Source organism: Pseudarthrobacter sp. CCNWLW217 (assembly GCF_037203985.1).
Classification (GTDB): domain Bacteria; phylum Actinomycetota; class Actinomycetes; order Actinomycetales; family Micrococcaceae; genus Arthrobacter.
On the sequence record NZ_JBBCBT010000001.1, the window covers coordinates 207943 to 233293 of the forward strand.

The 25351-nt window shown below is 64.3% G+C and carries 24 protein-coding genes and 1 pseudogene; 18 read left to right on the plus strand and 7 right to left on the minus strand.

The genetic code is table 11. The features are described from left to right. Positions 1 to 27: 27 nt before the first annotated feature. The 12 genes from V9L18_RS00965 to V9L18_RS01020 all read left to right on the plus strand — a co-directional run bounded on the left by V9L18_RS00965 (position 28) and on the right by V9L18_RS01020 (position 11578). On the plus strand, positions 28 to 1323 hold the full coding sequence (locus tag V9L18_RS00965) for an ABC transporter substrate-binding protein (protein WP_337345301.1): 1296 nt from the start codon (positions 28 to 30) through the stop codon (positions 1321 to 1323). Positions 1324 to 1376: 53 nt separating this feature from the next. Beyond that, on the plus strand, positions 1377 to 2336 hold the full coding sequence (locus tag V9L18_RS00970) for a carbohydrate ABC transporter permease (protein WP_337345302.1): 960 nt from the start codon (positions 1377 to 1379) through the stop codon (positions 2334 to 2336). A gap of 2 nt (positions 2337 to 2338) precedes the next feature. Next, positions 2339 to 3175 carry a carbohydrate ABC transporter permease gene (locus V9L18_RS00975; RefSeq protein WP_337345303.1) on the plus strand — a complete coding sequence of 279 codons (837 nt, stop codon included), beginning with the start codon at positions 2339 to 2341 and terminating at the stop codon, positions 3173 to 3175. A gap of 85 nt (positions 3176 to 3260) precedes the next feature. Then, a complete protein-coding gene (locus tag V9L18_RS00980) occupies positions 3261 to 4037 on the plus strand; it encodes a TIM barrel protein (RefSeq protein ID WP_337345304.1) in 777 nt (258 codons plus the stop codon). Then, the gene (locus V9L18_RS00985; protein ID WP_337345305.1) at positions 4034 to 5593 is read left to right on the plus strand and encodes a GMC family oxidoreductase; all 1560 of its coding nucleotides are present in this window, start codon (positions 4034 to 4036) and stop codon (positions 5591 to 5593) included. Before V9L18_RS00980 ends, V9L18_RS00985 begins: the two co-directional genes overlap by 4 nt. Before the next feature lie 55 nt (positions 5594 to 5648). Then, complete coding sequence (locus V9L18_RS00990) at positions 5649 to 6044, plus strand: C-glycoside deglycosidase beta subunit domain-containing protein (protein ID WP_337345306.1); 396 nt, start codon at positions 5649 to 5651, stop codon at positions 6042 to 6044. After that, entirely contained in the window at positions 6041 to 7144 is a 1104-nt protein-coding gene (locus tag V9L18_RS00995; protein ID WP_337345307.1) for a sugar phosphate isomerase/epimerase family protein, read from the plus strand. Before V9L18_RS00990 ends, V9L18_RS00995 begins: the two co-directional genes overlap by 4 nt. Positions 7145 to 7161: 17 nt before the next feature. Next, the gene (locus tag V9L18_RS01000; protein WP_337345308.1) at positions 7162 to 8187 is read left to right on the plus strand and encodes a sugar phosphate isomerase/epimerase family protein; all 1026 of its coding nucleotides are present in this window, start codon (positions 7162 to 7164) and stop codon (positions 8185 to 8187) included. Between the two features lie 11 nt (positions 8188 to 8198). Then, a complete protein-coding gene (locus V9L18_RS01005) occupies positions 8199 to 8969 on the plus strand; it encodes a nuclear transport factor 2 family protein (RefSeq protein WP_337345309.1) in 771 nt (256 codons plus the stop codon). An 8-nt stretch (positions 8970 to 8977) separates the two neighbouring features. Further along, positions 8978 to 9376 (plus strand): C-glycoside deglycosidase beta subunit domain-containing protein, encoded by a 399-nt coding sequence (locus tag V9L18_RS01010; protein WP_337345310.1) that lies wholly within the window; start codon positions 8978 to 8980, stop codon positions 9374 to 9376. Continuing rightward, positions 9373 to 10560 (plus strand): Gfo/Idh/MocA family protein, encoded by a 1188-nt coding sequence (locus V9L18_RS01015; protein WP_337345311.1) that lies wholly within the window; start codon positions 9373 to 9375, stop codon positions 10558 to 10560. The genes V9L18_RS01010 and V9L18_RS01015 overlap by 4 nt, the downstream gene beginning before the upstream one ends. Before the next feature lie 13 nt (positions 10561 to 10573). Continuing rightward, the gene (locus V9L18_RS01020) at positions 10574 to 11578 is read left to right on the plus strand and encodes a sugar phosphate isomerase/epimerase family protein (protein WP_337345312.1); all 1005 of its coding nucleotides are present in this window, start codon (positions 10574 to 10576) and stop codon (positions 11576 to 11578) included. Positions 11579 to 11657: 79 nt separating this feature from the next. Here the strand turns inward: V9L18_RS01020 and V9L18_RS01025 are convergent, their stop codons facing one another. After that, the gene (locus tag V9L18_RS01025; protein WP_337345313.1) at positions 11658 to 12704 is read right to left on the minus strand and encodes a restriction endonuclease subunit R; all 1047 of its coding nucleotides are present in this window, start codon (positions 12702 to 12704) and stop codon (positions 11658 to 11660) included. 68 nt (positions 12705 to 12772) lie between these two features. On the opposite strand from V9L18_RS01025, the gene V9L18_RS01030 reads away from it, so the two are divergent. Continuing rightward, positions 12773 to 13189, plus strand: a complete 417-nt coding sequence (locus tag V9L18_RS01030; protein WP_337345314.1) for a C-glycoside deglycosidase beta subunit domain-containing protein — start codon at positions 12773 to 12775, stop codon at positions 13187 to 13189. A gap of 35 nt (positions 13190 to 13224) precedes the next feature. Here V9L18_RS01030 and V9L18_RS01035 read toward each other — a convergent pair whose 3' ends face one another. Next, positions 13225 to 14097 carry a ThuA domain-containing protein gene (locus V9L18_RS01035; RefSeq protein WP_337345315.1) on the minus strand — a complete coding sequence of 291 codons (873 nt, stop codon included), beginning with the start codon at positions 14095 to 14097 and terminating at the stop codon, positions 13225 to 13227. Positions 14098 to 14181: 84 nt separating this feature from the next. Further along, complete coding sequence (locus tag V9L18_RS01040) at positions 14182 to 15444, minus strand: ROK family protein (RefSeq protein WP_337345316.1); 1263 nt, start codon at positions 15442 to 15444, stop codon at positions 14182 to 14184. A 106-nt stretch (positions 15445 to 15550) separates the two neighbouring features. Here V9L18_RS01040 and V9L18_RS01045 point away from each other — a divergent pair, with 106 nt between their 5' ends. The 4 genes from V9L18_RS01045 (at position 15551) to V9L18_RS01060 (ending at position 20651) form a co-directional block, all read left to right on the plus strand. Next, positions 15551 to 16591, plus strand: a complete 1041-nt coding sequence (locus V9L18_RS01045; RefSeq protein ID WP_337345317.1) for a Gfo/Idh/MocA family protein — start codon at positions 15551 to 15553, stop codon at positions 16589 to 16591. Beyond that, positions 16588 to 17406 carry a hypothetical protein gene (locus tag V9L18_RS01050; RefSeq protein ID WP_337345318.1) on the plus strand — a complete coding sequence of 273 codons (819 nt, stop codon included), beginning with the start codon at positions 16588 to 16590 and terminating at the stop codon, positions 17404 to 17406. The genes V9L18_RS01045 and V9L18_RS01050 overlap by 4 nt, the downstream gene beginning before the upstream one ends. 140 nt (positions 17407 to 17546) lie before the next feature. Further along, positions 17547 to 19049, plus strand: a complete 1503-nt coding sequence (locus V9L18_RS01055) for an MFS transporter (RefSeq protein ID WP_337345319.1) — start codon at positions 17547 to 17549, stop codon at positions 19047 to 19049. Between the two features lie 21 nt (positions 19050 to 19070). After that, positions 19071 to 20651, plus strand: coding sequence for a GMC oxidoreductase (locus tag V9L18_RS01060; protein WP_337345320.1), 1581 nt, complete (start codon positions 19071 to 19073; stop codon positions 20649 to 20651). A gap of 21 nt (positions 20652 to 20672) precedes the next feature. On the opposite strand, the gene V9L18_RS01065 is transcribed toward V9L18_RS01060, so the two are convergent. Continuing rightward, positions 20673 to 21050 carry a LapA family protein gene (locus V9L18_RS01065; protein ID WP_337345321.1) on the minus strand — a complete coding sequence of 126 codons (378 nt, stop codon included), beginning with the start codon at positions 21048 to 21050 and terminating at the stop codon, positions 20673 to 20675. Positions 21051 to 21207: 157 nt separating this feature from the next. Beyond that, positions 21208 to 22395, minus strand: a complete 1188-nt coding sequence (locus V9L18_RS01070) for an ABC transporter substrate-binding protein (RefSeq protein ID WP_337345322.1) — start codon at positions 22393 to 22395, stop codon at positions 21208 to 21210. Between the two features lie 193 nt (positions 22396 to 22588). Here V9L18_RS01070 and V9L18_RS01075 point away from each other — a divergent pair, with 193 nt between their 5' ends. Then, positions 22589 to 23173 carry a TetR/AcrR family transcriptional regulator gene (locus V9L18_RS01075; protein WP_337345323.1) on the plus strand — a complete coding sequence of 195 codons (585 nt, stop codon included), beginning with the start codon at positions 22589 to 22591 and terminating at the stop codon, positions 23171 to 23173. Positions 23174 to 23858: 685 nt separating this feature from the next. On the opposite strand, the pseudogene V9L18_RS01080 reads toward V9L18_RS01075, so the two are convergent. Beyond that, positions 23859 to 24074: pseudogene (locus V9L18_RS01080) on the minus strand (6-phosphofructokinase); the annotation flags it as partial. 64 nt (positions 24075 to 24138) lie between these two features. Then, complete coding sequence (gene manA, locus V9L18_RS01085) at positions 24139 to 25332, minus strand: mannose-6-phosphate isomerase, class I (protein WP_337345324.1); 1194 nt, start codon at positions 25330 to 25332, stop codon at positions 24139 to 24141. Between the last annotated feature and the right edge of the window lie 19 nt (positions 25333 to 25351).

Consider the following 25351-nt stretch of genomic DNA (forward strand, 5'->3'; position numbering starts at 1 on the left):
TCGACAACGAAGTCAGAAAGGCTGGACATGACACAGCACAGTCGCTTTTCGGGCCTGAAGGTCGGCGCCCTCGCCGTCCCCACAGCCGCAGCCCTCATCCTTACCGGATGTTCCGGTTCCACCGGAGGCAACACTGCCACGGCGGGAGCCCAGGAGTTTTCCCTCTCCTTTGCCACCTCTAACACCATCGAGAGCCCGTTCCAGACGCTGGGCGAGAAGTACATGGAAACCCACCCGGACGTGAAGATCACCTTCAACCCGCAGCCGAACGATTCCTACGACCAGACCCTGCGGACCCAGCTCCAAGCCGGCAATGCATCCGACGTTGTAGTGACTTCTCCCGGTTCGGGCACCGGCCGCAGCATCCTGCCGCTGGTTCAGGCCGGATTCCTGGAGCCACTGGATGATGCCGCAAAGGCACTCGTGCCCGAGGGCAGCGAAGCCCTCTTCGGCACGGATGGAAAAGTCTACGGCCAAGCACCGGAAATCACGGTGGTTGGATTGGTGGCCAACGAAACAGCCGCCAAAGCAGCTGGCATTTCTGACTTCCCGTCAGACTTCGCGGCCCTCGAGGACGAATGCAGGTCGCTCGCATCCGCCGGCAAGTCGTTCATCGCACTCGCTGGCTCCGCTGCTCCAAACACCGGCCTGATGGCAATGTCCCTGGCAGCGTCCCGCGTCTACGCCGAGGACCCGAAGTGGAACGAAAAGCGGGCGGCCAAGGAAACCACCTTCGCTGGGTCTGATGGCTGGAAAGCCTCCCTTGAGGCGGTCACCAAGCTCAATGATGCGGGCTGCTTCCAGAAGGGCGCTGCAGGTGCCGGGTTCGACGCGATCACCAAGGGCCTTGCCAGTGGAACATCGGTTGCCGGCTTTATCCCGGGCCCCAGCTGGAAGCAGTTGAAGACCGCGGCCGCCGACTCGGATTTCGCTGTGCGCGCGCTCCCGGCGGAGAACGGCTCGGACAAGGGCTTCGTTTACGCCAGCGCGAACTACGCGTTCTCCATCAACGCAGCGTCCAAGAACAAGGATGCCGCCCAGGCGTTCCTCGACTGGGCTGCCGAGCCTGAGCAGACCAAGGCCTTCGCGGAAATCGACGGTGCCCTGCCTGTCACCGGCCTGGACAACTACGATTTCAGCGCAGGTGCCTACGAGAACGTCGGCGATCTCATCAAGGACGGAAATTACGGCCCGCTGCCGAACAGCCAGTGGCCCAACTCCGCCGTCTATGACGCCCTCGCAACCGGCGTCCAGGGTCTGATCACCGGACAGAAGAACGCTGACCAGGTACTTCAGGCCATGGACGCAGCCTGGGGACAGTGACAGTTTCAGATCACCAAAGTTCCGACCACTCAAAGGGACAAGCAAGGATTACCATGACTGCGACGATGCAACCGAAAAGCGAAGCAGCTAAAGCACCCCTGCGAGGCAGGCGCGTTCCGGGGACGGGCGGGAAGACCCGTCCCCGGGGCGCGGGCCTGCAGTTGGGACATTGGTGGTGGGCGTTGCCCGGGATTGTCCTGGTTATCGCCATCCACTACGTGGCAACGGGTATCGGCGGCTTCTTCGCATTCACCAACTGGACAGGCATCGGCTCGTTCAAAATTGTGGGCTGGCAGAACTTCGAGGCCATCTTCAAGGACCCCACCAAACTCGGCGCCCTGACGAACACGCTGTTTCTGGCCTTTGGGTCGGTCTTCCTCGGCAACGTCGGCGGTCTTGTTATCGCCCTCGGCCTCAACCGAATGCTGAAGACACGGTATATTCTCCGCACCCTCTTCTTTATGCCCGTGGTGCTCAGCCCGCTGGCCACTGCCTACGTCTGGAAGTACATCTTCGACTTCGACGGCCCCATCAACGTCTTCCTCACCTCGATCGGCGCCGGCGACCTCGCCAAGCCATGGCTCGCTGACCCAGAGTGGGCCATCTGGACAGTCCTGGTAGTGCTCGTCTGGGGGTCCACCGGCTTTGCCATGGTGATCTTCATGGCCGGACTTGCCAGCGTCCCGGTGGAAGTCGAGGAGGCAGCCGCCATCGACGGCGCCAACCTGTGGCAGCGCTTTACCAACGTCACGCTGCCGGCCATCCGCCCCGCTATCGCCATTGCCACAACATTGGGAATCGTCCAGGGGCTGCGGGTCTTCGATCCCATCATGGCCCTGACAAACGGAGGACCTGCCGGCGCAACCGAAACCCTGGCCACCCAGGTCTACAAACAGGCGTTTGCGCTCGGCAACTTCGGCGGCGGTGCCGCCCTTGCCCTCGTGCTGGCCGCCATCATCCTGTTCTTCGCCGTCATCCAGCAACGGCTGACGCGATCGAACCCGGAGGACTAAGAATGTTCCGCTACACCAAACTCACACTGCTCCGCGAGATTGGCCTCTGGGCCCTGGCGCTGACCTTCCTCGCCCCGTTTTACTTCCTGGTGACCACCGCCCTGAAGCCGGACAGCGAGATGTACACCACCTCGCCCCTTGCGCTCCCGAAGAACCCGGACTTCAGCAACTTCGTGGCCGTCCTGACGGCCCAGGGCAACTCCAACGTGGTGATGGGCCTCGTGAACAGCATCATCATCACCGCCGGAAGCATCGTCGGGCTGATCGCCCTGGGTTCGATCACCGGCTACGTCATCTCCCGCAGCACCCGCCGCTGGAGCAAAGGCATGTACTACCTCTTCCTGATCGCGATCATCCTGCCCGGCCAGCTCGGTGCGGTGCCGCTTTACATGGGTGCGCGGTCCCTGGGCCTCACCGGCTCGGCGTGGGGCTTGATTATCCTGTACACCGGCATGCTCCTGCCGTTGTCCATCTTCCTGTATTCAAACTTCTTCCGCGGGTTGGGTACCGACTATGAGGAAGCGGCAACCATTGACGGCGCCAGCAGGTCGCAGATCTTCTCGAAGGTGGTGCTTCCCATGATGGCCCCCGCCACGGGGACAGTGGTCATCTTCGCGGGCCTCATCGTGTGGAATGACTTCTTCACTTCGCTGATCTTCCTGGGCGGCTCCGCCAACCAGACGCTGCCGGTGGCGATGTACTACTACATCGGGTCGCTGGTCTCGGAGTGGAACTCGATCTTCGCGATTGTGATCGTGTCCATGATCCCCATCCTGGTGCTGTTCCTTTTCGCGCAGAAAAGGTTCATCCAAGGCTTCTCCGGCGGCCTGAAGGGCTGACGCAACGGCTGGTAACCGCGAATCGTTTGAAGCGTTTCGTGGCGATTTTCTACACCCTTAAACCCCTAGATTCCAGGAGATACCCATGTTCCAACTTTCGCCGAATATCGACCTTTTGTTCGCCGAAGCGGGCGAAAGTGCCGCGGATCGGGTCCGTGCCGCAGCGGCCGCAGGCTTTGACGCCGTCGAGATGTGGGGCCCCACGGGCAAGGACATTCCGGCACTCAAGGCCGCCCTGGAGGAGACCGGCGTCCAGCTCACCGCCCAGCTCGCCGAGCCCCGCATGCAGTTCATGATCCCGCCGCGGAACCACGAGCCCTTCTACGAGGGGCTGGACGCGGGCGTCGCCGTCGCCCAGCAGCTCGGTTGCCCCCGCATTGTGGTGGGCAGCGGCACCGGATTCGGCGGACGCAAGCGGCAGGACCAGCTCGACGAACTGATCGAGATCTTCACCCGCGGGGTGGCCCACATCGAAGGGTCCGGCATCACGCTGGTTCTCGAACCCGTCAATGTCCGGGTAGACCATCCCGGCGCCCTGCTTGACCGGACCTCCGAGGCGGTCTACATCGCCCGGGGAGTTGACTCGCCGAACTTCGGCGTACTCTACGACCTCTACCACTCCACCGTCGAAGGCGAGGATGTCGCCGTCGAGCTCGCCAACGCAGGTGACCTCATCCGCTACGTTCAGATCGCCGACACTCCGGGGCGCGGGGAGCCGGGTTCCGGATCCATCGACTGGCCTGCCCGGCTCGCTGACCTGCGGACCAGTGGCTACACCGGCCCCATTGGGCTGGAGTACTACCCCACCATCGACTCGGCAAAGTCGGTCCGCTACATCCAGGAACTGGTGGCCGGATCGTGAGCCACAGGAGGTACCCCGGCTCCGTCGACGTAGCCATTGTCGGCAGCGGCCCGACGGCGTCAGCCTACGCGCGGATCCTCAGTGAGGAAGCGCCGGGCGCCAGCATCGCCATGTTCGAAGTGGGTCCAACCGTCAGCAATCCGCCCGGCGCCCACGTCAAAAACATCGAGGATGCGGAGCGACTCAGCTTCGCCCAGCGTGCCTCCGAAGGACCCGGGGCCGGTGCGAAGACGGTGAACTCGCCCGGCGCCGTGAAAAGCGGTGACCGGCTCGCCCGGCCGGGAACTTTCCTCCTGCAGGAAGGCTTCGCCTTTCCGGGCGAAGATGGACTTCCCGTTGCGGCCATGTCCAGCAACGTGGGCGGCATGGCCGCACACTGGACCGCGGCATGCCCCCGCCCGGGCGGGAGGGAACGCATCGATTTCCTCCCGGATCTGGACAGCCTCCTGGACGAAGCCGGCCGGCTGCTTGGCGTGACCACCCACGCCTTCGACGGCGCGCCGTTCTCGGAGATCGTCCTGGAGCGGCTCTCCGCCGCGGTGGACGAGGGGCGGGAACCGGACTTTCGTGTCCAGCCAATGCCCCTCGCCGTCCACCGGCGCCAGGACGGCCGCCTCGTGTGGTCCGGCGCCGACGTCGTCCTTGGCCACGTAACCCGCGAAAACCCCAACTTTGAGCTCTTCGACGAGTCGCTGGTGACGCGCGTGCTGCTTGAGGACGGCAGGGCTGCCGGCATCGAAGTCAAGAGCCGGCGCACAGGCGAAACCCACCACGTGGCCGCCCGCGTGGTGGTAGTGGGCGCGGATGCGCTGCGTACGCCGCAGTTGCTGTGGGCTTCGGGAATTCGGCCCGACGCGTTGGGCCGGTACCTCAATGACCAGTCGCAGGTGGTGTTCGCCAGCAGGCTGCGCGATGTTACGGCTGGCAACGGGTTGGCGGGCGCCGCCGGTGCGCTCCAAGGGCAAAGCGGCGTGGCCTGGGTACCCTACACCGACGAGATGCCCTTCCATGGCCAGATCATGCAGCTGGACGCCTCACCTGTTCCGGTGGCCGAGGACGACCCCATTGTCCCGGGCTCGATTGTGGGACTGGGGCTGTTCTGCGCCAAGGACCTCCAAAGGGAAGACCGCGTGGCCTTCGACGACGCGTCCCTGGACGCCTATGGGATGCCCGCCATGCGCCTCCATTACCGCCTGACAGAGCGGGACCGGGACGTGCTGGAGCGCGCCAAGCAGGAGATTGTCCGACTGGGCAAGGCGGTGGGCGAACCCCTCGACGAACGTCCGTTCGTCCTCCCGCCGGGAGCGTCGCTGCACTATCAGGGAACCACCCGGATGGGCGCAGCGGACGACGGCGGGAGCGTGTGTTCGCCCGACAGCCAGGTCTGGGACGTCCCCGGCCTCTTTGTGGCCGGCAATGGTGTCATCCCTACGTCCACGGCGTGCAATCCCACGCTGACGGCTGTGGCCCTTGCGGTCAAAGGCGCACGAAAAGTCGCCAAAGACCTCAACAGTCCTTTACTTATGTCTGAATTAGACAATAGAATGATTAAATAATGAAGAAGTGGCCGATGGTTGCACTTCAGCGCCAGGCAAAGACAAGGAGGTCTCGATGATCGCCGACCGCATAATCGAGCAAGGAACACTCACTACCGAGGGCGGACGCACCGCCATAGAGGTCCGTATCCCGTGGTACCGCGCCCTGCCGGGGTCGTGCATTGCAGGTGCCGCGCTGACAATCGACGGAGTGAGCGCCCCGGAGGATTCACTTCGCTGGACCATGAACAACCGGACCTTCAGCTTCGAGGAACTCGTGGATGAGACCGGCGAGTGGTGGTTTCCCCTGGACTCGGCCGTCCTGTCGGGCGACCTTCCTGTGGCAGATGACCAGGACGAGCACGAGGTCCGGGTGGACCTGAAGCTCTATATCCCGTACATCATCACCGACCACGGGGTGCTCCACATCGAAGAACACGACACCAAGACCATGAAGGTGGCACAGCGATGACCAGCCTCGGCACGCCGATCCAGGGCGTCACCCTTTACAGCTTCACCCGGGCCTTCCACGCCCGGCAGTACGACCTCGACGGCCTCATCCGCAAGGTGGCGGCCGAGGGCTTCGGCCCGGGGCTTGAGGTCATCGGATTCTCCAGCCTCCGGGGCTTCCCGGACCACATCGACGATGCCTTCGTTGGGCAGTTCCGCGACCTGGTCGCCGAAGTGGATCTGGTCCCCACCTCCCTTGCCGTTAACGTCGATACCGGCATCCGCCGCGACCGGCTTATGAACCACGACGAGCTCGTCGAGTACATGCGCAGGCAGATCGAAGTAGCCGCCCGGCTCGGCTTCCCGATCGCCCGGGTGCAGATCTCACTGACTCCCGACGCCATGGAAAGCCTGCTGCCCGTAGCCGAGAAGTACGGGGTGACCCTGGCTCTCGAGGTCCACGCGGACCAGCACGGCGCCCACGAGCGTGTCCTGGCCCTCCGCGACCGCTACGAAAAGCTCGACTCCCCACTGCTTGGTTTCACCGCCGACTGGGGCGCGACCGTCACCGGCTTTGCCCCCTCGCTGCTGGAGGCCTACCGCCGGCGCGGCGCTTCTGAGGAACTGCTCCGCCAGGTGGTTGAACTCTGGAACGGTTTCTACGCCGAAGGGCCTCCCAACACCCAGAAGGTCCATGGTGAGCGCTTCGGTGCCTTCATTGGCCTGGCCGCACGCAGCGGCCGGCCGGACCTCGGCATTGACTTCGCCATTAATGGAACCGGACTTTTTGGTCCGGCCCCCATCGATACCTGGCTGGAAATCATGCCGTGGGTCCGCCACGTGCATGGCAAGTTCTTCGGCATTGACGAGCACGGCGAGGAGCCCTCGGTTCCCGTGCGTGGCCTGGTCCGCCAGCTCGTCGAAAACGGCTATTCCGGTGCGATCTCCAGCGAATACGAAGGCTGGCACTGGAACAACTGGCAGGATCCGTTCGAGATCATCCGCGGCGAGCAGGCCGTGCAGCGTTCAGCAGCTGCCGACGCCGGCTCTGCCATGATCACCGATCCCGCCGAGGCCCGCCGCATCCTCAACAGCCACCTCGCCCAGCCCGTCCGCGGCTGAAACTGAAGGAACAAGACATGTCAGAAGGCATCGCAGGCTCGGGAATCGAGCTTGGCATTACCCTGTATTCGCTCACCTCTGAGTTCGCCGCCGGGCTCTACACCCCGGAGACGTTGATCAAGGCAGTTGCAGACGAGGGTCTCGGCCCCGGGGTTGAGTTCAACATTGCGCAGATGCTGCGCACCTACCCCGACGTCGACGACGACTTTGTGCGTCTGTGGCGCGACAGCATGGACCGCTACGGCCTGACCCCCAGTGCAGTGGGCACCAACCTGGACATGGGCCGCCGCAAGGAACGCGACATGACCCCCGAGGAGGAGTACGACTTCTTCGCCAGGCAACTGCACACGGCCAACCGGCTCGGTTTCCACAGGGTAGTAATCCGCTCCGCCGGCAAGGAACTGCTCCGGAAACTGCTTCCCTTGGCTGAGAAGTACGACCAGAAGCTCGGCTACGAAATTCACGCACCCCAAGGCCCGAACGACCCCAAGATCCTGCAGATCCGGGAAATGTACGAGGAACTCGGAAGCGACCGGCTCGGCTTCACCGCCGACTTCAGCTCCACCATGCACAGCCTGTCGCCCACCCTGTTCCGTACCCTGACCCAGATGGGACTGCCCAAAGAGCACTTCGCTGTCATGCAGGAAATCTGGCGCAAGCCCCTACCCATGCAGGAGCGCAACCAGGAGTTCGAGGACTATCTGAACGCCAACAACTTTGATCCTGCAAGGTTGGGCCCGTTCACCCGCCTGGCGTTCAACATGCATGGCCTGGTTCCCCCGGAAGAGTGGCTGGACATCATGCCGCAGATCTTCCACGTTCATGCCAAGTTCTACGACATCGACGAGCACGGCAACGAGCCCGCCATGGACATTCCGCGGATCGTGCGGCAATTCGTCAAGGGCGGCTACAAGGGCTACCTGTCCAGCGAGTGGGAGGGGCACGCGTTCGCTGACCTCGGCGAATCCGATCCGATCGACCTGGTCAAGAAGCAGCACACGCTGATGCGCCGTGCCGTCGAGGAATCCGTCGTCCCAGCCTAAGGAGAACGCCCATGACTGCCACCAATGGCGAAGTCACCACTGAGGTCGAGCAGCTGCGCCGTGAACTCGACGAGGCACTCCGCCTGGCCCGGCGGGCCAACGACAGGGGCGACCTCGAGAACCTGTTCAATCGCTACATGTACCTGCACAATGCCTTCGAGGACGAACAGATCATCCCGCTGTGGGTGAAGCCAGGAACGCCGGGCGTGCGGGCGAGGTACACCAACGCGGGGCAGTACACGGATTACGAGAGTGTGGTCCGCTACCACAAGGGGCGTCCGTCCCCTGTGGGCAAGCTGATCCTGCACTACACCACGACTCCGGTCATCGAGGTAGCCGCCGACGGCAAGACGGCCAAGGGCGTCTGGATCGTCACAGGCAACGAGTCAGGACTCACGGACCCTGAAGTGGCCAAGGAAAGCCCCGACTACATGTACTCGCCCGGTGAGGTACAGGGCAAGAAGGTCTGGGCCCACTGGGTCTGGTGCAAGTACGCGGTGGACTTCCTACGGCAGGACGGTGAGTGGAAGATCTGGAAATTCCGCTGCTACGAGCTCCTCCGGGCGCCATTCGAGGAAAACTGGATCAGCTTCGCGGAAAAGAACCAGCATGCCTTTGCCCTGGACCTGATGTACTTCGGCGACGATGGCAAGCCGGTCTTTATGCCACCCGCCGATGAACCCGTGCCCACGGAGTACCACCCCTACAGCCCATCAACACGGCAGACGCTGGATCCCGCGCCTCCTGTTCCCCACGACACCTTCGTCGACACGTTCAAGTAAGGAAAGCCATGGCAACTCACAACTCCCTGTTCAAGGACACCGATGTCCGCAGGCACCCAGAGGGCATTGCGGTGTCGGTGCAACTGCCCTGGTACCGCAGCCTTTGGCTGTCCGCCGTTGACGACGTCGCCGCGACAGTCAACGGCGTGGAGATCCCCAAGGAATCCCTTCGCTTCGAGCTCCAGGGCCAGTCCTATTCCATCGCCGAACTCCCGGAGCAGTGGGAGACGCTGTGGTTCGTCGCGGACCGGCCCGATGTGATCATTCCCCTGGACCGCGTCCCTGAGGCCGGCGAGGAGATCGACGTCGAAGTCATCCTCACCCTCCGCCTGCTCTACATGCAGATCGCTCCCATGCGTTACGTGGGCAACCGCGTCGCCGTGGAACGGAAAGTCGTGCTCGCATGACCACCCTGCGCGTGGCCATGATTGGCTACGGCTTTATGGGCGCCGCCCATTCCCAGGGCTGGCGCACCGCCCCGCGCGTATTCGGCCTGCCTGCCGAGACGGAGATGGCGGTTATCGTGGGCCGCAACGCCCAGGCTGTCGGTGAGGCAGCCCGAAAATGGGGCTGGGCCGAATCCGCAACCGACTGGCGGCAAGTCATCGCCCGGGAAGACATCGACATTGTCGATATCGTCACCCCCGGTGACTCCCACGCCGAGATAGCCATCGCGGCGCTCGAGGCCGGAAAGCACGTGCTGTGCGAGAAGCCGCTGGCCAACACGGTGGCGGAGGCCGAGGCGATGGCCCACGCCGCCGCCACCGCCGCTGCCCGGGGCATACGGGCCATGGTGGGGTTTACCTACCGGCGCGTTCCGGCGGTGACGTTCCTTCGCGACCTCATCGCCGAGGGCGTGGTGGGCAGGATCAGCCATGTGCGGGCTTCGTACAGGCAGGATTGGCTCGTGGACCCGGAGATGCCGCTGGCCTGGCGCCTGCAGAAGGAACACGCCGGGTCCGGCGCGCTGGGGGACATAGGCGCCCACGCGATCGACCTGGCCCAGTTCGTCACCGGGCAGAACCTCCAGAAGGTCTCAGGGGTCGTCGATACGATCATTAAGGAGCGGCCTGTGCTGGATTCCGGTTCAGGCCTGTCGGGCATAGCCGGCGCAGGGTACGGGCCAGTCACTGTGGACGACATCGCCATCTTCACCGGCCGGTTCGAATCCGGAGCGCTGGCGTCGTTCGAGGCATCACGGTTTGCGACCGGACGCAAGAATGCACTGGCAATTGAGGTCTCAGGTGACAAGGGAGCCCTGGCCTTCGACCTTGAAGACCTCAACAGCATCCAGTTCTACGACCGCACAGTCCCAGCGGACCGGCAGGGTTTCCGGAAGATCCTGGTCACTGAAGCCGGGCATCCCTATGTCTCCGCCTGGTGGCCCGCAGGCCACATGCTCGGGTACGAGCACGGGTTCTCGCACCAGGTCAAGGACCTGGTTGAAGGGATCGTGGCCGGCACTGACCCGCATTCAACGTTCGCTGAGGGACTGCGGGTGCAGCGCGTGCTCGACGCCGTCGAGCGCAGCTCCGAGAATGACTCTGCCTGGACCAGTGTCGGCGCCGACGCTGCAGTGCCGGCTCGCTAAGGAGGGAAAGAACATGGCTCGACCGATTACCTTGTTTACCGGCCAGTGGGCCGATCTGCCGTTCGACGAAGTGGCCCGGCTCGCCGGCGAGTGGGGCTACGACGGACTGGAAATCGCCTGCTGGGGTGACCACCTTGATCCCTGGCGCTGGAACGACGACGCGTATGTCCAGGGCAAGCTAGACGTGTTGGAACGCAACGGCTTGAAAGTATGGACAATTGCCAACCACCTCAAGGGCCAGGCCGTGTGCGATGACCCCATTGACGAACGGCACCGTGGCATCCTGCCGGACATCGTGTGGGGCGACGGCGACCCTGAAGGTGTCCGACGCCGGGCCGCCGAGGAAATGAAGAACACCGCGAGGCTGGCCGCCAAGCTGGGCGTGGAGACTGTGACCGGGTTTACCGGCTCATCGATCTGGAAGTACGTTGCCATGTTCCCGCCCGCCACAGAGGCGATGGTGGAGGCAGGCTACCAGGACTTCGCGGACCGGTGGAACCCGATCCTGGACGTCTTCGACGAGTGCGGCGTGCGCTTCGCCCATGAGGTGCATCCGTCGGAAATCGCCTACGACTACTGGACGACGGTCCGTACCCTCGAAGCCGTCGGGCACCGCAAGGCTTTCGGCCTGAACTGGGACCCGAGCCACATGGTTTGGCAGGACATCGACCCGGTAGGCTTCCTCTGGGATTTCCGGGACCGTGTCTACCACGTGCACTGCAAGGACACGAAGAAGCGCCTGTCCAACGGCCGCAATGGTCGTTTGTCATCCCACTTGCCGTGGGCCGATCCGCGCCGGGGCTGGGATTTCATCTCCACGGGGCACGGCGACGTGCCGTGGGAGGATGCCTTCCGCATGCTCAACTCCATCGAGTACGTCGGCCCGTTGTCCGTCGAGTGGGAGGATGCGGGCATGGACCGGCTCGTTGGAGCGCCGGAGGCCCTGGGCTTCATCCGCAGGCTCTCCAGCTACGAGCCCTCCGTAGCCGCCTTCGACGCGGCATTCAGCACGAAGTAATCAAAAACAGGTCAGCGGCCGGTCCCGGTAAGCCGGGGCCGGCCGCTTTTCTGTGTTTGCGCGCCGGGCACGGCTTCTGTCAGGCGGCGGCTCCCTTACCCAGCGCACCGGCACCCGACGCACCGGCACCCGACGCGCCGGCAGCCAGCGCGGTGGTGGCGAGGGCAAGGTGCCGTCGGGTGATGTCGGTGGGGTCATCCTGGAGCCACTCGTGGCCGCCCCATTCACTGGTCAGAGTACCGGCAAAGCCGATGCCGCCAAGGAGTCCGCCCAGGTCGCGGAGCGGCTGCGATACGCGTCCGTCAGCGTCTTCCAGATCCCAGAACTTCAGGTGGAAGCCGCCAACCAGCGGAAGGATGCTCCGGAGGTCTGAGGCGTCGCTGCGGCCGAAGCGGATGACCAGGTTCATGAAGAGCGTGTGGACGCGTGGCGGCACGTTTCCGGACTGGAGCAGGGCCTTCACGGCGTCGAGCGTGGCAGGGTTCCGCCATTCGTCCGCCAGTCGGGTTACCAGCTCACCGGGTACCCCGCCGCGGCGGAGTTCCTCAAGGTAGCTGGCGGGCAGGGCCGGCATGAGCATGCTGATGTCCACGAGGACCCGCACATGATCGTCCGCCAGCCCTGCGATCGTTTCCAAGGCCGGGGCTATGGCAGGGCTGTCAGGAACCTGCTGCCCTTGAATCTCCTCGTACAGCACCAGGTCGAGCTCGTGCAGCAGCGGCTGCACCAGGGCCAGCAGCTCGGCGCCGGCCTGGCCGATCGGCAACCGGACACCGGCAGCCCCCACCCGCCGGGCCGCTCGGAGCTGGGGAACCAGGAAGTCCAGCCGCTCCTGGGTGGACCGTTGCTGGGTAGCTGAGAGGAAGTCATCCAGGCTCGCGCCCACAATGCTGACCCTTCCACCCACCTGGTCCAGGGCACCGCGAAACTCGTCCACCTCGGCATCCCGGGGCTCCGGAAAGGACCGCCACAGCAGTCCGGGCTCCAGTTCGACAGTATCGGCCACGCCGTCGGCGACGATGCCGGTGACTATGTCCTGGGCCGGTCGGCGTGCCGCCGTGATGTCAGGAGTCCAATTGAAGGCACTTGCGCAGAGGGTCCAGGTTTGAGGAATTCCAGTGGTCAAGGGGCACCTTTTCAAATATGCGTGTTAATGACAAACTTATGTCACTTTTAGGATAAAGGATGGAAATCATGCTGCAAACAGCTCTGCGCGATGATGCGCTCACCACCACTGCGGACGGCTTTGAACTGCGGATTGGACTGCCCTGGATCCGCTCCATGCCGCTGTCCAGCGTGTACGGCCTTGCCGTCGAGGTCGACGGCGTGCGGTTCGGTCCAGAGGAACTTGCGGTGCATCTTGGGGTGCGGGACGTGCTGGCGGGCTCATTGCCGGAGGAGCATGGCTGGTGGTTCGTCCAGGACCGCCTCGTTGTGGCTGGCAGTGGCCGGCTCGCCGCTGGCGCGCATGCCGTCTCGGTGGACTTTCAGCTTTTGGTGCCCTATCTCCAGGCGCGGCCGGGCTCGCCGCTCATTCTGCCGTTCCATCTCGAAGCGGAACTGGAATCCGGGCGGCATGCCGTCTCGGATGTGGCCAGGGACGTGGCCTGACGCTTGTGGCCACGTCCCGGATTTCGACGGCGATACTACTTCTGGGAGGCGGGTTCGCCCGCGGCAACCCAATCGTTGAACATCTCCCGGACCATCGGTTCGAGGGTGGTGGGCCACCAGTCTCCACCGTCCACCGCTTCGCCGAGGTCTGCCGGCGTCGCAATGGTCACGCTGCCGGTGGCAGCCCACTCCGCGCTCCGCGGGAAGAGCGCGCGGAAGGCGGGGTGGCCGATCGCCTGCACGTTGTGGCCGATCCCGATGGAGACTGAGCGGCCCTCGCCGTACTCGACCGCCCAGGCCACCGGATGCTCCTCGCCCATGCCCGGCAGGCTGCGCCACTGCGAGGGAACCTGCGTGTAGCGCAGGGGGTTATCCCAACCTTGCAGGAGGACGGTTTTCTTGACGCCCTCGGGCCATTTGAGGCCGACGTAGAGGTCGTCGTTGTAATGCGGAAACTCGGCCGGCCAGCCGGCTGTGATGGGGTGGGGCTCCGCAGTGTGCAGGAGGAAGTCGTTGTTTGGAGCCCGCCGGGAGGTGTCTTCGCGCATCACGCCGCCGAGCAGGCGCTCGTATTCCGGCTCCCAGCCCACGCCGCCGGCGAGCGTGGGGTGGTAGGCGATCAGGCCCTTGCCGCGCGCCACAAAGTCGAAAAGCGCCTGCTCTGCGACGGGGCCGAAACGCTCCTCCGGGACATTGCGCCACGGGTCGGTACGGCCATAGTAGTTGAGGATGACCAGGTCGTAGGGCTCAAGGGTTGCTGCGGTGGCTCCGCGGAACTCCTCGGTGACGCGCACCTGGAACCGGCCTGTCCCTTCGAGCAGTTCCTTCAGTGCCGGCGTTGTCTTTCGCCAGTCGTGGTGGACATCGGTCATGCCGGTGATGATCAGCGTTTTGATGGGTGTGGACATGGTGCTGGCACTCCTTCGTGGCGAGACTTATGATCCGAAGATACATGCTTAAGTCGAAATCAGGAAGAAGTGTTGACGGAAACCCTAAGCCAGAACAGTTGCCCGTTCCGGCGAGGGCCGGCCTTCCGCGAACCAGCGCGGGAAGGTGACGTCGAAGAGCTGCTCGCGGGCCAGTTCCGCTCCGCCACGCAGGGGCTCGCGCTCATCGTTGACCGAGAGGGTAATGGTGAGGTCCCGTGTAGCGAGCGGCAGTGAGAGTTCGTAGACCCGTTGGCGCACCTCTGCCAGGAATACCTCGCCGGCGGAGCCCATCGCACCGCCGATCACAATGATCCCCGGATTGAACATGTTCACCAGGGCTGAAATGGTCTCGCCTGCCACCCTCGCCGACTTCTGGACGAGGGTTATGGCGAGCGAATCCCCGGCCTGGGCTGCCAGGGTGATCTGTTCAAGCGTCAGCGCTCCCTTCTTCGCACTCACTGCCAAGGAGCTTGTGGCACCTTCCTTGATGGCGAGTTCGGCATCCCGGACGAGCGCCCAGCCGCCGGCCACGGCTTCCAGGCAGCCGATTTTGCCGCAGCGGCATTGTGCATCTGAGTCGGATACCCGGACATGGCCGATGTCGCCGGCGGCCCCGTTCGCGCCCCGGTGGATCCTGCCCTTGGAGAGCAGGCCCGCCCCAATTCCCGAACCGATCTTGCAGTAGATCAGGTCCGCCAGGGAGTCGCGCCGCCGGGCGCGCTCCCCGAGGGCAAGCAGGTTGGAATCGTTGTCCACCCAAACCGGTGCATTGAAGCGTTCTTCAAAGGGAGTGCGGACATCGTAACCGTTCCACCCCGGCATGATCGGGGGCGCCACAGGCTGCCCCGAAGCAAAGTCCACCGGTCCCGGAAGCCCTACCACCACACCCCACACGGGCACCTTGGGGTCCTTCTTCAGTAAGTTCTCGACCAGGGACATGACGGCATCGATGGTCTTCTCCGGACCCTGTGCGATATCCCAGGTGCGGTGCGTGTGTTCCAGGATGTCGCCGTCGAGGGCAGTAATGCCAACCCTCATATGAGCCGCTCCAAGGGCGCAGATGATGATCCGTCCCTGTTCCGCCCGGAAACGCAGGGTCCGTGGCGCGCGACCGCCGGAGGAGGCTCCGAACTCGCCATCGCCCAGGAAGCCAATATGAATGGCCTGGTCCACGCGTTGACTGACTACGCCCCTGCCCAGGCCGGTGACCTTGCCGATTTCCGGCCGGGTGGTTGCTTCGCCCGTGCGCACCAGGTTGACGATCCGTAAAAGGCTCGTCACTTCATCCGTTTGGGCTCCAAAGCGGAGTGTGGAGTCTGTCGTCATGGTCACAATTCTCACACATTGACACCCACTAAGGTGTCGTGTGGCGCGACTATAGCCAGAACGGACCTGACTTATGAATAATAGAGACATAAGAAGGGGGGCGACGATGCCTTGGAATGTAGGTGTGCTGGGCGCCGGGCCGGGGGTTGCTGCACTTCATCTTGCAACCCTGGGCCGGCTGGGAGAGTTGTTCAGCGTGGTGCACATCGCTGATGCCGGCAGCGGGCGCGCCCGTGGCCTCGCGGAGGGGCTTGGTGCACGCTGGTCGCAGGGTGATTCGGATCTTCTTGCCGACCCGGACGTGGACCTGGTGGCGGTGTGCAGTCCGCCCGCAGAGCATGGACGCCAGGTCCTCGCCGCCGTGGCCGCGGGAAAGCGGGCCATCTTCTGCGAGAAGCCGCTGGCCACCAGTCCGGAAGAAGCTGAAGAGGTGGTGGCCGCCTGCCGTGCGGCGGGGACGATCCTCCTCGTCGGCACGAACCACTTGTTTGATGCGGCGTGGGGCCATGCCAGGCATCACCTCGTGGCACTTGAAGGCCGGGTGCAGGCGGTGTCTGTCACGTTGGCGCTGCCGCCGAACGAGCGCTACCACCGGCTCGTGGCTGAGGGAGGGCCCTTCCTGCCTGCGCGGCGGGGCAGGCCGGACCTGACTGACCCCGCCGTGGCAGCGGATGTCCTGAGGCAACTGCTGACGGGGCTGGCCATCCATGATCTCCCGGCGCTGCGGGACCTTGCGCCCGACATTGAAGAAGTGGTGTATGCGCGGCTGGTTCCGCCGATCGGCTATGTGGTGGGCTACCGTGCGAGCGGAGTCCTGGTACAGCTTGCCCTCACCATGCTTCCGGCAGGGCCCGATGCCCTGTGGCGGATGAGCATCTCCACGTCGCATGACCGCATCGAGGTGGACTTCCCGCCGGCGTTTGTCCATGCGGGAAGCGCCGCCACGCGCGTCCGCACCCCAGGCGGGCGTTGGACGGCCTACAGCCGTGATCCGGAAGACGGCTATGTGGCGGAGTGGCGCCTGCTGGCTGCGCTCCTTGAGGAAAGGGTGCCCGTGGAATACGACGAACTGCTTGCGGACTCCCACTACGTCACTGCCCTGGCTGACGGCGCTTCCGCAAAACTGCTCGAGGGTGTGCACGCATGAGCGGGGCGACACTGCGGAGGGGTGTCTGCGCCGTCCTGCCCGACTATCGGGCCGCCGTCGCCGAACTCCCTGTCAGTGCAGCATTGTCGGAAAGCCCTCGCGGTTCTGTGGTGGTGGTGCCCGGAGTTGGCGTGTGGTGGGACCGTGCGCTCGCAGCCCAGGCCGCGGGTGCGGCAGCCATCGTCGTCGCGAACCCGCAGGACCTGCCCCGGGAGGCCCGGGAGGTCCTGCTGGAGCTGACAGACATCCCTGTCATTGTTGAGCGTCCCCGCCTAAGGGCCGATCTGGTTGACGATGCAATCCAGGGGCGGGCAGGTATTCCAGCCAGCATTATCGCCGTCGAGTGCGCCGCGCCCGCATCGGAACTTATCTCGGTGATCCGTGATGGATTTGGGTGGGCAAGGGTCTTCGCGGGTGGGCCACTGGGCCTTCTTGCAGGTTCTGCCACGGCCCAGGCCCGGGTTGCGCTCCTGGAACTCCGGAAAGGGCAGGGCGGTCCGGCCGTCACCGTGGCAGGCAACGTTGAAGCGGGGCACGGCTCGGGAGGCCTGGTGCGGATCCTGGCGCTGGGGGAGGTGAGGTCTGAGGTGACGGTGGACCAGCCGGCAGGCCTGGCTCGGGTTGAGACCTGCACGGAGGAAGGCGCGTTGGCTGCTCCACGTCGGTTTGAGGCCTCGGCGCGGCTGGCGCTCCGGCGGGCTTTCGAGGCTTGCTCCACAGGCAGGGCCGTGAACGACGTCGGGGATTTCCTGGACGACTGCGCACTCGGGTGGGACCTGGCTGCACTCGGAGCGGCTGGGAATGTCAGTGTTTGATCCAGTCATTCTTTTGTTGCTTTCAGACTAAAGTGCGCTATGATGATGGTGGCGTCGGGGTCCCCTCCGGATCCGTTCTCTGTCGTGATGGTGCGGCGGAGGCACAACACGTCGCGTCGATGGCCCGATCGTTCGGGTAGATGACTATGCCACTTTCGCCTTTGAGATTCCGTCTCCTTGTTATTTCCCTGCTCACGGTCTCCTTCCTCGGGGCCCTCGACCACACCGTGGTGTCCACGTCGCTGGCCACGATTGCCGGAGAACTGGGCGCCCTGAAACTCATGAGCTGGGTTGTGGTGGGGTATACCCTCGCAAGCACGGTGCTGTTGCCGGTGCTTGGCAAGCTCGGCGACGTCCTGGGAGCCCGGCGGGTCTTCCTGGTGTCGCTGGTGACGTTCCTTGCCGCTTCCCTGGCCTGCGGCTTTGCCCAGGACATCTCCTGGCTCATTGCCGCGCGTGTCTTGCAAGGGATGAGCTCCGCCGGACTGCAGTTGATGTCCCAGACCATCATTGCCCGCGTGACCACCCAGCGGGAACGGCCCCGTTACATGGCCATTATTGGGGCGGCCTTTCCCATCGCGATCCTGGTGGGTCCGGTGCTCGGCGGGGCCATCACCGACTACTGGGGCTGGTCGTGGGTCTTCTGGATCAACATTCCGGTGGGAGCAGTTGCCTTGGGCCTGGCACTCATCGCGATACCTCACCTGGAACCGGGAACCGTTCCACGGCATTTCGACGTCGCCGGAGCCGCCATCTTCACGGCCTCCCTGGTGTCCTTGGTGTTGGCTGTGTCCTGGGCGGCCGAGCGAACCGCGGGCACTGCCACGATCGCTGCGCTCGCCGTGAGTGTCGCAGGTTTCGTTGCCTTCTTCATCGTGGAGCGCCGTGCACCGGAACCCATCGTGCCCCTGAAGCACTTTGCCAACCGCACTATTGCGGCCGGCACCGCACTGTCGGCGATTATCGGCGTCGGGCTCTTCTCCATCACCGCCTACCTGCCCACGTATTTTCAGATGGCTTACCAGACCACGGCAACGGTGTCCGGGCTTGTTCCGATCGCCACCGTGTTCGGCATGCTGGTCAGCAACCTCCTCTCTGGCTATCTGGCAAGCAGGACGGGCCGTTACCGGGTGTTCCCGATCATTGGGACGTCGCTGGGAGCCGCCGGTCTTTTTGTTATGGCCATGCTGCCTGCCGGGCTTCCGCTCTGGGTCCCGATGATCGTGATGGGTGTGGTGGGAATTGGTACAGGTGCTTTTATGAGCCTGATTATCGCCGTTGTCCAAGGCGCTGCCCCGGCCAGCCAGACAGGCACCATCACGGCGACCGTCAACCTGGTGCGGCAGGTGGGGTCAACGGTGGCGACGGCGATCATCGGCGGGGTGATCGGCTTCGGTGTGGCCGCCCTCCTTCCGGCGGGCCTAGACCCTGCCACCCTGACCCCCCAGTTTGTCCATGGGGCAGCGCCCGCCGTGCAGGCGGACATCGCCCGGATTTACAGCACAGTGTTCGTCCCCATTTTCATCGCCTTGGCGGCCACCTACGCCGTCGGCATTGTCGCAGCCGTGCTGCTTCCCCACGGCCGGCTTTCGGATGAGCCCGTTCCCGCCGCCCAAACAACGTCCGAGACCCAACCGGTCTGACCCTTTGTCGAAGGAGACACCATGTCCACCAACCCCACCATCGCCGTCGTCGGCAGCGGGCCGATTGGCTCCACCTACGCCCGGGTGCTCCTGGAACGAGTCCCCGGCGCGCGGGTGGTGATGTTCGAAGCAGGACCGCAGCTGACGGACCGTCCCGGCGAGAGCGTCCGCAACATCGCCGATCCCGGCCAGAAAGCCCGTGCGCGGGAGATGTCACAGGGGCCGCAGGCCGGCGCGTACCGTGAGTCGCTAGGCATTCCGGCCGGAACCGTCACCGAGGGCATGTTCACCGCCCGCCAGGGCACACACCTGCTCGATTACGGCGGTGCCGGCTCCGCCCACGCCACCAGCTTCCCCGCCGCGGCTGCGGCTACCAACGTTGGTGGCCAGGGTGCCCACTGGACGTGTGCGACGCCGTCGCCGGCCTTCAGCGAAAAGATCCCGTTCATCGCGGACGACGAGTGGGATGAACTGATTGGTTCCGCCAAGGAACTGCTGCACGTGCAGGGGGCCGCGTTCGCCGATTCCGCGGTGGGGGCAGCCATCAGGGCGCTCCTCGATGAGGAGTTCGGCGCTGAGCTCCCGGAAGGCTACGGCGTGGACACACTGCCCGTTGCCGGCGACCCGCAGCCGGACGGCTCGATCCGCTGGGCAGGCGCCGACGTTGTCCTCGGCCCGCTCCTCGATCCGGAGAGCCCCCTCTCGCAGCAGTTCGAACTCCGTGACCTGACTCTGGTCCGCCGGGTGGAACTAAACGGCAACCAGGTCACCGGGGTCACTGTCGAGGATCTCCGCACCCACGAAACGTCTTTTGTTGCCGCGGACATCGTGGTGGTTGCTGCGGATGCCTTCCGCTCACCGCAACTTCTGTGGGCTTCGGGCGTCCGGCCCCAGGCCCTGGGCCACTACCTGACCGAGCACCCCGTAGTCATCTCCACGGTTGCGTTGGATGCCGGAAAGATGGAGCGCTTCGCCACCGAAGAGGACCTCGATGCCGAGCTGTCCCGACGCGCCCTGAATCCCGCTGACCCTGTGGCGGCCGTGAACCGGATCCCGTTCTCGGAGCCGGAGCACCCCTTCTCCGTCCAGGTCATGTACTCCGAATCGACTCCGTTTCCGATGGAGCCCGGAGCGCCCTACGCCGAGAACCGCTGGGGCTACGTCAACATGGGTTATGGCATGCGCAAGCACCCCCGCTACGAGGACGCCGTGACCTTTGACGACAACGAACCGGACTACCGGGGCTTCCCGAACATGACGATCGAATACGCACTCACCGAGCGGGAGAACGCGGAGATCGCCGACGCCACCGAGCGGCTGCGCCGGGCAGGCAAGGCGCTCGGAGCTTTCGTTGCCGAGCCACGCCTGATGCCGAACGGTTCCAGCCTGCACTACCAGGGCACCATGCGCATGGGGGAGTCCGACGACGGCACCTCGGTGGCCGATCCATGGTCGCGGGTGTGGGGCTACAGCAACCTTGTGGTGGGCGGCAATGCGCTCATCCCCACCGCTACGGCCATGAATCCCACGCTGATGAGCGTCGCCATCGCCGTCCGCGGCGCACGGAAAGCCGCGGAGGAGTTGGGCCAGGGGAAAGCCTGAGTGCAGCCGTGGGCGGCTGCCCTACAAATTGGTGACCCGGCGCCGCCGTTTTTCGTTACGGCGCAACTGGAGGATGCGCGCGCCACCTGCGATTGCCACGAGTATGCCGCCGCCGACCGCGGCGATGAAGAAGGCCACGCCCTGGGCAAGCCTGCCTTCCCAGCCGAGGAACTTCACCGCAACCATGTCCTGGTTCTGGATGAAGAAGATGATCAGCAGCACCAGCACCACGAGGCTGACCGCAACGGCACTCCAAATCACCGCTGCACGGGTGACGCGGGAGGGAGCACCTTTACTCGCAGCTGCGGGCGGAGGTACCGGCTCGGCGGGCCGAACCGTGGGTTGGGACTCCGGCGTGGGCGGTACGGCGGCGGGTGGCAACGGTTCTTCTGTGCTCATACCGCCATTGTCTCTCTGCACGGGAACTTTGGCGGGACCTCCGTGAGCGATTTAGGCGAACTCAACACGGCCGTTAACCCGCTCATCCGCCCGGAACTGGTTTGCAGTTCCGGGCGGATGAACGGGTTGCGTGAAGAAAGGCCTCAGCAGCGCGGTGCTACTCCTTACCCAGCCCTGCGGCGGAAGTCTTCTCCCCGGTGACCTCATTCAGGGCGGTGAGGTCGAAGATGCCGTTGATGTCTGCCTGCTTCGTGGTGCCGGCTTCCACGCCGTCCTTCAGCAGCTTGGGGTAGGTCCCGGCCAGCGGATCTACGGTGAAGACGATGTTCTTCAGGGACCGGTCGATCACATCGGCCTTCAGCTCCGCGCCGGCGGCTTCCTTCAGGGCGGCGTTGATGACCTTGGCTTTCTCATCCGCGGCGGCGCTGTTCAGCCACTCCACGGACTTCACGTGTCCCTTCAACAGGGCCTTCACGGTGTCCGGGTGCTCTGCCGCAAACGTCTTGCTCACGATCAGGATGGTGGTGGGGAATTCGCCGGCCTTGCCGGAGAGCGAACCGTCCCAGAGGTCCTTTTCGTCCACCAGGACCTTGGCTCCGGCCTGGAGCACCAGGCGGGAGGCCCACGGCTCAGGCAACCACGCGCCGTCGAGCTTTCCGTCCTGGAACAGTTTGAGCGTCTGCGCGTTTTCGGTGGGGTTGATGGCTACATCGCCGCTGCCGTCAACGTTCGTCTTGTAGCCCTGCGTGGCGAGCCAGGCGCGGAGCGCGACGTCCTGCGTTCCGCCGAGCTGCGGCGAGGCGAGGGTCTTGCCCTTGAGGTCGGCGGCGGAAGTGATTTCCGGCCGGACCACCAGCTGCGCACCGCCGGCGGCGGCCCCGGCGATGATGTTCACGGACTCCCCGCCGCTCTTGACGAAGGAGTTGATGGCCGGGTTCGGGCCGATGTACGTGGCGTCGATGGCTCCGGCGTTCAGGGCTTCGATTGCGGCGGGTCCGGCGTTGAAGACCTGCGTGGTGAGCTTGGTGTCGCCCAGTTCCTTGGCGATGTAGCCCTGGCTGACGCCAACCAGTGCCGGGGCGTGGGTCACGTTGCCGAAGTAGCCGAGCTTCAGCTCCGCGGCGGGGTTGCCGGCAGGCGCTGCAGCCTCGGCCGAGGTGCCGGTGCTGGACGAGTTGCTGGAGACGGCGGAGGCGACGGCCACGCCGCCGCCCACCAAGGCGAGGATGCCGGCCACGATGCCGATCTTCAGGCCGAGCGGACGCTTAGGCGTGGGGGACTGGCCAGCCACGATGCGGGTAGAGCCTTGCGGGTTCTGCGGACCGTTGTCCTGCGGTGTTGCCATGGAAATTCCTTTGTTGGGGCGGGTACTGGAGTTGAGATTACGGACGGCCCAACAGCGCCACAACGGGGCAGGACATGGACGTTCACCGGACGTAGCGGACGCTCAACAGAACGTAGCGCGGCGTCAAATAACGTCGCGGGGCGTCTTCTTTGGCAGAGATGCACCATCGCGGCTTTCGCCATAGTCTGGCCAAGTGGATACAAGCATCGTGAATTCAGGCGAACAGGTTGACAGGCAGTCGCGCATCCTCGAAGCGGCGCTGGCCCTGCTGTCCCGCCACGGCATCTCGGGGGTCAACATGCGCGCGGTGGCTCGCGAAGCCGGCGTCGCACTGGGGCTCGTGAATTACTACTACGAAGACAAATCGAGCTTGATCCGAGCGGCCTTGAATCGAATTGACGAAAGCGACCTCAGGCTGGTCGCCCCCGACCCGGGGTCGCCACCGGACGAACAGCTCCAAAAGGCCCTCCGGCGCGTTGCGGACCCGGAATTCCTGACCACACAGTATCTGTCCCTGCGTCTGCACCTTTGGGCGCTTGCGCAAGCCCATGAAGACTTTGCGTTGATCAATGCGGCAGCTTTTGAGCGGTATCTCGACGGACTCGCGGCGCTGATAGGAAATGCCAAGCCTGGGCTTTCCGGCGATGAATGCAGGGAGCGGGCAGCTGACATCGTCGTCGTCCAGAACGGGATGTGGTTGACGGCGCTCCTTGGCGTAGACAAGGCGTCCATCCGGAGAAGCATCGCACGCACTGAGGAGATCGCTTTCGCCGCGTAGACCCGCTTGGCAGGCTTGGGGCTTGGGCTCCGGGGGCGGGTGCCGGGGGCGTCGCGCCAACCGGTGTTCAGAGGGGCGGCCGCCTGCAGGCTGGACGACGTGATGATGCTTGTGGCGCTGCCGTCAGAGACGCCTCACAGCGTCAGGTTATGGTCTGACAGTTTCCACGCCCCACTGTCAGAAACGGAAGTCCAGCCCTATTTGACGGCCCTTGACCACCCTGGCTGACGTCAGGGTGGGGTGTAGCTTTATCTGAACCGGGAGTACGCCCAAGTACAAGATGGCTGCCCAGGGCGGCCATTGCAGTACCGTGAATTGCGCTGAAGTGGGTAGGTTGTGGCTGATCACGTATTGGGGCGAATATAGGTTCCGGGTTGGCGTTCAATAATGCGGCGGCCTGATGCCCCGTTGAACGCCAGCCATAGGGCGGATCCGTCAGCCATAACGGCATCCACGCGCCCCCGGTCGATTATGCTGCCACCGCGGTGTATCTCAATGTCTTGACCGTGGAGTGTTGTCCAGTCGTCGATGGATTGCCATGGTTTGGGTGGCTCGGCGGGTGCCTCTGTCTGTGTTGGGTTGGTTGCGGGCATGTCTTCCTCGTGATGTCTTAGTGAGGGTCCGGTTTTTGGTTTGCCTGCCGGTATCCTTCTGAGGCGTGGCGCCCTTTGGTCTGGTGGCAAAATCAGCCGAAGAGAACAGCGGCTTCGTCGTAGCGCTCTGGCGGGACGGTTTTGAGCTGGCCTAGGGCTTCCTGGAGGCCCACGTGTTCAATGTTCGTTCCCTTGAGGGCCACCTTGGTGCCCCACTTGCTTTCCATGATCGGGTCGATGGCGGCCATGCCGAGCCGGGTGGCCAGGACACGGTCGAAGGCGGACGGAACGCCGCCGCGCTGGAAATGGAATTTCGGGGTCAGCGGGGTAAGCGGTCTAAGGGACCTCTTCCAGAAGGGCATTGATTCTGCGCTAATGCGTGGGAACGAAAATCTGGGCCAGGGAGCCGCAGCCGGTGACTTGTATGGCTGGTTCTTCGGCAGACACGAAGAGGGATTGTCCCCTGGTTACGGTTTCTGCGTTGCTGGCTGCTGTTGTGGTTGTAACTTGGCCGCTGAGGCAGACGAGAACCCGGGGGCCGTGGCCGGGCAGGGTCGTGGTTCCGCCTACGGCGAGGTGCGGGCGGGTGATACTCAATGCGTATTCCGGAGTTGCTGGCTCGAAGACGTGCGTGATCTGGTCGCTGGGGGCTGTCTCGACGGCGAATCCGGAGGAGTTGAAGTCCAGTGCCTTGAGCATGGAGGGCACGTCAATGTGTTTCGTGGTGAGGCCGAGTCGAAGAACATTGTCGGAGTTACCCATAACCTCAAGGCCGAAGCCGCCGAGGTAGGCGTGCGGCACGCCGTCGCCGAGAAATACGAGTTGTCCGGGTTGCAGCTGGACCTTGTTGAGCATCAGGGAGATCACCGCACCGATGTCTTGCGGGTAGAGCCGAGATAGTTCGTTCACTGTGCTGCAAGCGGCGCGGATCGTGGGGTTGGCGTGTGTGTCAGCCAGTTTTGTAGTGGTCTCGAGGACCTCTTTGACTTGCAGGGCGTTCAGTTCCAGCATTTGTTCCAGCGTGGACTGCATTCCCTGCTCCCCGGGTGACTGGCAGAGGGCATCAGATGCCGGGCGGAGTGGCCCCGCCACTGTTTGGAGAAGGAGCGCGATTTCCTCTCGGGCCCGGAACCCGACGAGTCCTTCGAAGTATGTGATGGCGTAAACCATTTCTGGTTTGTTGTGCTCGTCTTTGAAGCTGCGTTGAGGGTCATCCAGGGGTATGCCGCGTCGTTCCTCCTCCTGGTAGCCGGCGATCGCCATCTGTCGGTTTGGGTGGACTTGCATTGAGAGGGGGCGTGCGGGGGCGAGGAGTTTCACGAGGTAGGGGAGTTGGCCAAACCTTGAGGTGACATCTTCTCCGAGGTATCGGGGGGTATCACCGGAAATGACCCGGTCCAGCTGCTCTGGCCCGTTTGGTGTTTCCGCGGTTGCGGGACCGGTGGGGTGGGCGCCCAGCCATAGTTCTGCGTATGGGGCTCCGTCGGGGGCGGAGCCCAGGAATTCGGACATGGCTGTGGTGGATCCCCAGTCGTATGAGCGCCTTGCTCCGGTCAGTCGGTGCATGTGATTGTCTTTCTACTTT